At 44.8% G+C, this 8,416-nt stretch carries 11 protein-coding genes; 7 read left to right on the top strand and 4 right to left on the bottom strand.

What is annotated here, in order from left to right; genetic code table 11:
• Positions 1-208: 208 nt before the first annotated feature.
• Positions 209-538 carry a YflT domain-containing protein gene (locus M3205_RS06920; RefSeq protein ID WP_251169236.1) on the bottom strand — a complete coding sequence of 110 codons (330 nt, stop codon included), beginning with the start codon at positions 536-538 and terminating at the stop codon, positions 209-211.
• Positions 539-720: 182 nt separating this feature from the next.
• Between M3205_RS06920 and M3205_RS06915 the strand changes: the two genes are divergently transcribed.
• The 3 genes from M3205_RS06915 (at position 721) to M3205_RS06900 (ending at position 2,720) form a co-directional block, all read left to right on the top strand.
• The gene (locus M3205_RS06915) at positions 721-1,398 is read left to right on the top strand and encodes a uracil-DNA glycosylase (RefSeq protein WP_251169235.1); all 678 of its coding nucleotides are present in this window, start codon (positions 721-723) and stop codon (positions 1,396-1,398) included.
• A gap of 648 nt (positions 1,399-2,046) precedes the next feature.
• The gene (locus M3205_RS06905; RefSeq protein ID WP_251169233.1) at positions 2,047-2,322 is read left to right on the top strand and encodes a YwdI family protein; all 276 of its coding nucleotides are present in this window, start codon (positions 2,047-2,049) and stop codon (positions 2,320-2,322) included.
• Positions 2,323-2,348: 26 nt separating this feature from the next.
• Entirely contained in the window at positions 2,349-2,720 is a 372-nt protein-coding gene (locus M3205_RS06900) for a DUF423 domain-containing protein (protein ID WP_251169232.1), read from the top strand.
• 97 nt (positions 2,721-2,817) lie between these two features.
• Here the strand turns inward: M3205_RS06900 and gerQ are convergent, their stop codons facing one another.
• Both gerQ and hemQ read right to left on the bottom strand, forming a co-directional pair.
• Positions 2,818-3,255: a spore coat protein GerQ gene (gerQ, locus tag M3205_RS06895; protein WP_251169231.1), complete on the bottom strand. Its 438-nt coding sequence runs from the start codon at positions 3,253-3,255 to the stop codon at positions 2,818-2,820.
• Between the two features lie 252 nt (positions 3,256-3,507).
• Positions 3,508-4,251, bottom strand: coding sequence for a hydrogen peroxide-dependent heme synthase (hemQ, locus tag M3205_RS06890; RefSeq protein ID WP_251169230.1), 744 nt, complete (start codon positions 4,249-4,251; stop codon positions 3,508-3,510).
• Positions 4,252-4,640: 389 nt separating this feature from the next.
• Between hemQ and pta the strand changes: the two genes are divergently transcribed.
• A complete protein-coding gene (gene pta / locus M3205_RS06885) occupies positions 4,641-5,618 on the top strand; it encodes a phosphate acetyltransferase (RefSeq protein WP_251169229.1) in 978 nt (325 codons plus the stop codon).
• Positions 5,619-5,834: 216 nt separating this feature from the next.
• The gene (gene lipL / locus M3205_RS06880) at positions 5,835-6,677 is read left to right on the top strand and encodes an octanoyl-[GcvH]:protein N-octanoyltransferase (RefSeq protein ID WP_251169228.1); all 843 of its coding nucleotides are present in this window, start codon (positions 5,835-5,837) and stop codon (positions 6,675-6,677) included.
• Between the two features lie 122 nt (positions 6,678-6,799).
• On the opposite strand, the gene M3205_RS06875 is transcribed toward lipL, so the two are convergent.
• Positions 6,800-7,552 carry an RsfA family transcriptional regulator gene (locus M3205_RS06875; protein ID WP_251169227.1) on the bottom strand — a complete coding sequence of 251 codons (753 nt, stop codon included), beginning with the start codon at positions 7,550-7,552 and terminating at the stop codon, positions 6,800-6,802.
• Positions 7,553-7,915: 363 nt separating this feature from the next.
• On the opposite strand from M3205_RS06875, the gene M3205_RS06870 reads away from it, so the two are divergent.
• Both M3205_RS06870 and M3205_RS06865 read left to right on the top strand, forming a co-directional pair.
• Positions 7,916-8,137: a YuzB family protein gene (locus M3205_RS06870; RefSeq protein ID WP_197206406.1), complete on the top strand. Its 222-nt coding sequence runs from the start codon at positions 7,916-7,918 to the stop codon at positions 8,135-8,137.
• A gap of 69 nt (positions 8,138-8,206) precedes the next feature.
• Positions 8,207-8,410, top strand: coding sequence for a hypothetical protein (locus M3205_RS06865; protein ID WP_251169226.1), 204 nt, complete (start codon positions 8,207-8,209; stop codon positions 8,408-8,410).
• Positions 8,411-8,416 lie beyond the last annotated feature (6 nt).

Genomic DNA, 8,416 nt, shown 5'->3' with positions numbered 1-8,416 from the left:
CAACTGGACTTGGCAAGGTCCAGAAATGGCCTAGAAGATGACCTCGGAGAGGTCTATCATCATCTGAAAATGCTTCAAAGCCAATAAAATTCAAAAAAGAGGTCCGGAATGAGACTATTCCGAACCCTTTTGTCTACAAACTGAAGCGATGAAAAATTCATCGCTTTTTTTATATTATTGTCTAGCTCCAGCGCCGACGATTTTCTAATTATTTTGCTTCGTCTGTACCTACAATAACTAACTTGCCTTCATCCAATACTTTTTCATATTGTTCTGCCTCGACTGTTGTTAATCCAACAGATTCAAATTTAGATCTAAGCTCATCTCCGCGCTTTCTGAAAACATTTCCGACAGAATCGAATAAGCCCTGTTCCTTCATGCCGACTTCGCCTGTATCCGTAGCATCAGATAGGTGCTCGGAGCGATCCTTGTCATGTGCGAAGATATAGATGCTGTCCTTATTGAATCCCTGGCTTTGCAGCATTCCAATTGCATCAGTAGCTTGTACACCATTTTCAACAACTTCGATTTTATACATAATATAACATCCTCCTTAAAAGATTTAGCAGATTTATTTTGTAGGGCAGCTCTTCCTGCCCGTTCTATATATTACATATCCGCTCAGAGGTTTTTTAAACATGTATGCAAGAATGCTAGATTATGGCATGATAGCCATTGGGTATGAAAATAACATCTAACAAGAGGAGGGAGAGTTGGCAAATGAAGCGTATCTTTAGAAATGACTGGCAGGAAATTTTGGCAGAGGAATTCGAGAAACCCTATTATCTTCATCTTCATGATTTTTTAAAAAAGGGTTATGAGGAGCAGATCATTTATCCGAAGCAGGAGGATATATTCAATGCACTCCAGTATACAGCTTATAAAGATGTAAAGGCAGTGATATTGGGGCAGGACCCTTATCATGGACCGGGGCAGGCACATGGATTAAGCTTTTCGGTTAAGGCTGATGTAAAGCTGCCTCCTTCACTGAAAAATATATTCAAGGAAATGCAGGAGGATCTGGGCTTCAGCGTGCCAGATAATGGATATTTAATAAAATGGGCTCAGGAAGGGGTACTGCTCCTGAATACCGTTCTGACCGTCCGCAAAGGGCAGGCGCATTCGCATAAGGGGCAAGGATGGGAAACGTTTACCGACACGGTTATCCAAAAATTGAATGAGCGGGATCGGCCCATTGTTTTTATTTTATGGGGAAAACCGGCACAGGAAAAAAAAGTGCTAATTGACGACTCCAAACACTTTATCATAAAATCGCCGCATCCCAGCCCGTTTTCGGCCAGAAAAGGGTTCTTTGGGAGCAGGCCATTTTCAAAAACGAATGAGATCTTAAAGAAGCTTGGAGAGGAGCCGATTGACTGGCAAATTCCCAATCTCTAATTTGTTTCGCCATGTTTCACGTGAAACAAACCGTTTTTTGCAGGAAGTGCTCGAAATATGCTCTGTGATAAAGGAGAAAAGAAATGAGTTCACAGAAAATCGATTGTTTTAAGTGTAAATATTTCTATGTGACCTGGGATCGGAACCATCCAAAAGGCTGCAGGGCCTTTCAGTTTAAAACAAGTCAGCTGCCCTCTCTCGAAGTTTTCCGGGCATCAGGCAATCCCTGTTTGCGTTTTGAAAAGAAAACCTGATAAACTTGATATGCTGGTCATTCTGGCCGTTTTAAACAAGCAGTTTTCCTCCCTGAATGCCGGGGATGGGCAATGGCTGCTTTTTTATAGAAGGTTGTTTTCGCAAAGTTTGGTGCTATTTATATTATATTTACTGAGTTGATTGTAGTGGAAGGTGTTAGATCCTCGAAAATGCATTCACATTCTCTTCGTGCGGTGTTTACTCAAGGTAGCCTATTCAACGTCCTACGGGAGTAGCGGGACAGGTGAGATCCCACAGACTCTTAGCGTCGAGGAGGCTCACCGCCCGCCCCGTGGTTCGCTGAGCATCCTCTCACTGCAATCAACGGACAACATTGATAAGCGAAAAGCAACAATTTATACGAAAAGAGCCTTATAGAAAGAGGTGTAGAGGTTGAATATCTCTGTTCAAAAGCTATTAGGAAAGATGGAAAAGGAATTGCTGGAAGCGAAAAGCAGCTCTTCCGACGCAAGAATCAGAGAAAGAGTGCAGGCGATCAAGTCGTTATGCGAGCTGGTTTTGGATGAGTCGGATGCAGGAAATGTAGGTGCTGTTTCGTCTATTAGCCATACATACAATGCGCCGCCAGCAGCTCAGCCGGCAAATCTGCAGCCAAAGAAAATGCAGATGGATGATGAGGCGAATGGCGATTCATTGTTCGATTTTTAATAAAAGGATAAGAGGTGCAGGGGACTATGAAGCTATTCATTATCATTGGGGCAATTAATGCCTTTTTATCAGTCGCATTAGGGGCTTTCGGAGCTCATGGACTTGAAGGAAGAGTGGAGCCAAAGTATTTAGAGACATGGCAAACAGGTGTAACCTACCAGATGTTCCATGCAACGGGCCTTATAATCATAGGCGTTCTGCTTGGCAAGCTGCCGGCATCATCTTTATTATCGTGGTCAGGCTGGCTGATGGTGATCGGCATCATCCTATTCTCAGGAAGCCTATATGTGCTGACTTTAACGAAAATCAGCATACTTGGTGCCATCACACCGCTGGGAGGAGTCTCATTCCTTGCGGCCTGGGTACTGCTGATCATTGCTGCAGTGAAATATTTATAAAAGCAAAGGAGCTTTGACTTGGGGTCAAAGCTCCTTTTTGTTGTGGAAGGTGGCAATGTGCTGACGTTTTCAGCTGTCAGAAGAAAAGCCTTTCCAGTTATCTCGGCGGATACTGCGACAGTCCCTGTCCTCCACCAAATGGATATTCATATTCGATCTCCTCATCAAACGTCACATAGTCTAAGTAGATCATCGGAAGAAGGATACGCTGACCTGTTTGAGGATCGCTCAGAATCAAGTGGTCACGTCCGGCCGCTTCAATGAGACCTTTGAATATTTTGGCGTTCCATTCCGTGTTGTTCTCAAACGTAGCATAAACAGTCGCAAGTTTCCCTTTGTTCAGGCGTAGAATGTTTTCGATATAGGATTGTTCAAGGGGAAGCATTCCCGGAACAGATGGAGAAGCTGTCGTGCCACCCATTCCGCCGCCACCGCCTGCTCCACCTGGAAACATTCCGCCCGAGCCCGCACCTGGCATGGCTCCGCCTGTCTGTGCGGGTTGAAACTGAGGCTGGCCCTGAAAGTTCTGCGGCATTTGAGTGCCGTCGCTATAACGCTGCTGGTAACCATAATAAGGGTATTGACCATAATTTGATTGACTCAATTTAGTCCCTCCTAAGTATTAAAATCAGCATGTTCTATCCGCGTGTTTGAGAGTAGACTGTCGGACAGTCCTGCGGGTTGAATTTAAAATAGAAACTCACTATTTCATTACTATGTAGGGGCATGTTTTTTTATAACCGGAAGAAAAAGAAAAACTCCCAGCAGAAGCCGGGAGCTTTAATCCTTAAATGTGAAGGAACTGTTCTACTTTGTCCTCTTCGAGAATGTTTCCAACGAAGAAAGAGCCGAATTCGCCGTAGCGGGCACTTACTTCATCAAAGCGCATTTCATATACAAGCTTTTTAAATTGAAGAACATCGTCAGAGAAAAGGGTAACGCCCCATTCGTAATCATCGAAGCCAACAGAGCCTGTGATGATCTGTTTTACCTTGCCGGCATACTGGCGGCCGATCATGCCATGGCTGCGCATCATGTTGCGGCGGTCTTCCATCGGAAGCATGTACCAGTTATCATTCCCCTGGCGGCGCTTGTCCATCGGATAGAAGCAGACATGCTTCGCTTTTGGAAGCTCAGGGTAAAGGCGAGCAAGGATCTGCGGATTCTGGTATGGATCTTCTCCTGCCGGCAGATAGTTGCTCAGCTCGACCACAGACACATACGAATGAACCGGAATCGTGAATTCAGCTAATTTTGATTTGTTGAATTCGTTTTCAATTTCATTCAGCTCTTCCATAGTAGGCCTCAAGATCATCATCATAAAATCAGCTTTTTGGCCGACAATTGTATAAAGGGCATGACTGCCGTTTTTCTCTCTTTGTGTTGTGTTCCACTTGTCCACTAGGGCCATAAATTCGTGGATCGCTGCCTGGCGCTCTTCGCTGGGAACCATTTTCCAAGTTGTCCAATCAACTGTGCGGAAGTCATGTAAACAATACCAGCCATCAAGCGTTACTGCTGCTTCACTCATTATAATCACTCCTAATATGTACTGAAAATCTCATCCCTACTATACCATAGTTTCTCCAATTAACATGTGTACAAAACTTGAAATGTTGGAAATCGTAGTGGTGACAGGTACCTATACCAGTTAGGCGAACTGGTATAGGTACCTGTCACCATCATTGAAAACCCGTTTACAAAGAGGAAATTATGGATATCTTAAAAAAGGTATGAAGCTGCGCCAGCAGAAGGTTATTTATTATTGGAAATTTACCGAAAACAAAAACATTTTAGTTGGAAACGCTAACAGTAGGTGAACTCCTTGAAATTCTTAGGATGAAGAGTATTCTAAGGGAGTATATAGGAGAAATTCTATTAATTTGAACGGAAAAAATTATGGCCGTAGGAGGAATTAGCATGAGTGACTTATTCACAGTATTGAAAGAAAAAGTAACAGGGCAGAATTTACGAATCGTTTTTCCGGAAGGACAGGATGAGCGTATTTTAGCGGCTGCAGGAAGATTGGCTGCGGAAAAAATCATCACTCCAATCCTGATTGGAAACATCGCCGAAATTGAAGCAAAAGCAAAAGACATGGATATCAGCCTGGATTCAGCTGAAATTTATGACCCAAGCAGCTTTTTAATGATGGATGAGCTTGTGGCTGCATTTGTTGAAAGACGTAAAGGCAAAGCGACAGAAGAAGATGCACGCCGGATCCTTCTGGATGAAAACTATTTCGGTACTATGCTTGTCTATGCGAATAAAGCAGATGGACTAGTGAGTGGTGCAGCGCATTCGACAGCTGATACGGTGCGCCCGGCACTTCAAATTATTAAAACGAAGGAAGGCGTGAGCAAAACGTCAGGTGTCTTCATCATGGTCCGTGACGATGAGAGATATGTTTTCGCCGATTGTGCCATCAACATCTCGCCTGACAGCCAGGACCTGGCGGAAATTGCGATTGAAAGTGCGAAGACAGCCAGAATGTTCGATATCGAACCGCGTGTAGCTATGCTGAGCTTCTCGACAAAAGGTTCTGCCAAGTCTCCTGAAACAGAAAAGGTTTCAGCGGCACTTGAAGCGGCAAAGGTTCGCGATCCGCTATTGATCATCGATGGGGAATTCCAATTTGATGCGGCATTTGTTCCATCTGTGGCAGAGAAAAAAGCTCCAGATTCACCAATCCAGGGGGACGCCAATGTATTTGTTTTCCCTAGCCTGGAAGCCGGCAACATCGGCTACAAAATTGCCCAGCGCCTTGGAAACTTCGAAGCAGTGGGGCCAATCCTTCAAGGCCTGAACCGCCCGGTCAATGACCTGTCCCGCGGCTGCAACGAGGAAGATGTCTATAAGCTTGCTTTAATTACAGCAGCTCAGGCTTTACATCAATAATAAACCATTTTAGAAGCCGGTCCCTTGTGACTGGCTTTTTTGCTATAATGTATCTGGATATGGCCATTGGCCGGTAAAGGTTCGAATATGGCCGATAAAAATGATCATTAAACAATAAAGCTGCAGTTTAGGCCAATAATCTAATTGATACTGCGATTACAATAGATAAATTCTGCCGGTTACCCGATATTATCGGCAAAAGGGGATCAAATAAAGATGAATTCGCAACAAGATTTGCTTTTTCAGGAAGAATGGCGGGTCATTGACCAGTCCGCTGCGGGAATCCACTTAAATGCCCTGCACTCATTTGGAATGGATGATACACTCTGTGCTTCTGTCGGAGCAGGCACGGCGCCTGCCACTGCTAGAACATGGGTGCATCATAATACAATCGTGCTTGGCATCCAGGATACGAGACTTCCTTTTCTGAATGAAGGCATTCATTTTCTAAGAAGCCAGGGGTATGAAGTGATCGTCCGAAACTCCGGCGGCCTTGCCGTTGTCCTGGATCAGGGGGTCCTTAATATTTCGCTGATTTTTCCTGAAAGGGAAAAGGGGATTGATATCAACCGCGGCTATGATGCGATGTGGCTCCTCATTCAGGAAATGTTTTCTGATTTTCATAAGGAAATAGAAGCCCGTGAAATTGTTGGTTCCTATTGCCCGGGAAGCTATGATTTAAGCATCGGGGGACAGAAGTTTGCCGGTATTTCGCAGAGGCGCCTCCGCAATGGCGTAGCTGTGCAAATCTATCTGTGTGTGGATGGAAGCGGAAGTGAGCGGGCCGACCTGATTGGCAAATTCTATTCACTTGCTAAAAAAGAGGAACAGACGAAATTCGAATACCCTGAAATTCAGCCCGCAGTCATGGCATCACTGTCGGAATTACTTGGGACAGAGCTGACGGTTCAGGATGTAATGCTCCGCTTTCTCCAGGCCTTAAAAAGGAAATCCGGCCGCCTTTATGCAGGGCAGCTGACAAATGGAGAGGCAGGCCTGTTTGAGGGCTATTCCCGCCGTGTAATGGAGCGGAATGAGAAAGTGCTTGGCAGCAAATAAATAAAAGAAGAGCCGCAGTCGTTATCGATCTGCGGCCCTCCTTGAAAGAAGGTGCTGCCATTTTCTCCTGCTCCCGGTGCCGGGAAATTCAGCGCCTTGTGAGCAAGGCGCTTCCGCTTTTTCTATTCAGCGACTCTCTCCAAATTGCCGTTGCGGTCCATTTTAAACTTGGATGCCGGCCTTTCTTCTTCATCAAACAGAACAAAATTGCGGGCTCTGTTCATGATTTTCATCAGTGTCTCGTAATCTTCCTGAATGGTTACCGTATTCTGCTCCAGCTTGGCGATTTTACTCTCAAGCTCTTCATTTTGGCTTCTGAGATCTGCATTTTCGCGCTTCAATCTTTCATTCTCATTCTTTAGTATATCAAGCTGAATACCCGAATGATTCAATGTTTGCAAGTATGCGATAACGGTATCCATATCCAGCTGTGCAGGTGCCGTGTTAACCGGCTCTGTATAGGTGTAGGATGGGACCGTTTCAGTCTGGACAGGGGCATCATCCTCTGTGCGCTCCTCGTAAAAATCTGCCGGTGACGGAGGTACGATCGCATTAGCCTGAACTGGAGCTGCTGTGACCTCCTGCATTGTCGGAACTGGCGGAGAGTATAAGAGTTTCTTCTTGCCGCCCTGATCCTTTCCTAGCATTCTTTGTCTCTGCTTGCGCTGTTTTTTTGCCAGTCCAAGCGCTTTTTCATATTGATGCCTCACCACGGCGTTCCAGCGGAATCCGCATGCCGCTGAGGTGCGATTCAGCTTGTCTCCGACTTCCTCAAATGCGTTTAACTGTGTGCTGCCTTCCCTTACATGCCGTAAAACAGTCTCTGCCAGCAATAAATCGTTTTCATCTGTCCAAGCGTCCTGACGTATTTTCATATAACCTCAACTCCCTAATTAATTACTTTTTGCTGTTGCCTTAGTTAAAGGATGGACAAACCTGGCAGATTTTATACAAAGGTGATTAAAAGGATAGTAGATTATTTTAAAATTATTTATTTTCACTAGATACGTATGGCAGTTTTGTGAAGTTTAGCAAGATTCACCACCCAAGTTAATGATTACAGCTTGCAATGAAAGTCGATAAGTTTTAAAATAGCCTGTAGCAGTTGGGCAGGGCAGTCCTTTATTTGGAATTTGGAATAGGAATGCCGTACAGCGGACATGCTTTATCGAAGAAGATAAGGCGCAAAAAGCGCCGTGACTATATAAAAGATTGACCGCAGAAAGGGTTGTACGAAGATGGCAAACGAATTTCGTGTTTGCGACGATTGTCAGGCAGTAAATCTGAAGACATTGGTACCGCGATTAAAAGAAATAGATCCAGAAGCAAAAATTGATGTCGGCTGCCAGTCCTATTGCGGACCAGGCCGCAAAAAAACATTTGCTTTCGTCAATAACCGTCCTCTTGCTGCACTGACGGAAGAGGAATTGATGGAGAAAATTAATAAAAAGCTGAAATAAAAAAAGCGTAAGGCGCCCGCCTATAAAGGAACGCAGACGTAAATCGCTGCGTTCTGTGGCAACGTCTGCATGACTCGCATCCTCCCAAAAGCTGTGGCTTTCGGTCGTGCGATGTTTATGCTGACGAAGCCTTCCTTGTCCTGCGGGCCTCAAGCATACGACGAGCTGATGGAGCTTAGAGCTGGACAGTTATCGACGTTCAAAATTCTATACATAGTCGTAAATAAAGATCACCCTGACTCCTGTCGTGAGGTGATTTTATTTTTTGCCTGAGTTTAT

The organism is Cytobacillus firmus (assembly GCF_023715565.1).
In the GTDB taxonomy this organism is placed as follows: domain Bacteria; phylum Bacillota; class Bacilli; order Bacillales; family Cytobacillaceae; genus Cytobacillus; species Cytobacillus firmus_C.
This window is presented reverse-complemented; position numbering and strand designations above follow the sequence as displayed.

Excerpts from the sequence above, each read along its gene's own strand:
- M3205_RS06875 (WP_251169227.1), bottom strand. The coding sequence starts at position 7,552 with ATGAAAATACGTCAGGACGCTTGGACAGATGAAAACGATTTATTGCTG.
- M3205_RS06915 (WP_251169235.1), top strand. The coding sequence starts at position 721 with ATGAAGCGTATCTTTAGAAATGACTGGCAGGAAATTTTGGCAGAGGAA.
- M3205_RS06900 (WP_251169232.1), top strand. The coding sequence starts at position 2,349 with ATGAAGCTATTCATTATCATTGGGGCAATTAATGCCTTTTTATCAGTC.
- M3205_RS06865 (WP_251169226.1), top strand. The coding sequence starts at position 8,207 with ATGACTCGCATCCTCCCAAAAGCTGTGGCTTTCGGTCGTGCGATGTTT.
- lipL (WP_251169228.1), top strand. The coding sequence starts at position 5,835 with ATGAATTCGCAACAAGATTTGCTTTTTCAGGAAGAATGGCGGGTCATT.
- hemQ (WP_251169230.1), bottom strand. The coding sequence starts at position 4,251 with ATGAGTGAAGCAGCAGTAACGCTTGATGGCTGGTATTGTTTACATGAC.
- pta (WP_251169229.1), top strand. The coding sequence starts at position 4,641 with ATGAGTGACTTATTCACAGTATTGAAAGAAAAAGTAACAGGGCAGAAT.
- M3205_RS06920 (WP_251169236.1), bottom strand. The coding sequence starts at position 538 with ATGTATAAAATCGAAGTTGTTGAAAATGGTGTACAAGCTACTGATGCA.
- gerQ (WP_251169231.1), bottom strand. The coding sequence starts at position 3,255 with ATGCCGCAGAACTTTCAGGGCCAGCCTCAGTTTCAACCCGCACAGACA.
- M3205_RS06870 (WP_197206406.1), top strand. The coding sequence starts at position 7,916 with ATGGCAAACGAATTTCGTGTTTGCGACGATTGTCAGGCAGTAAATCTG.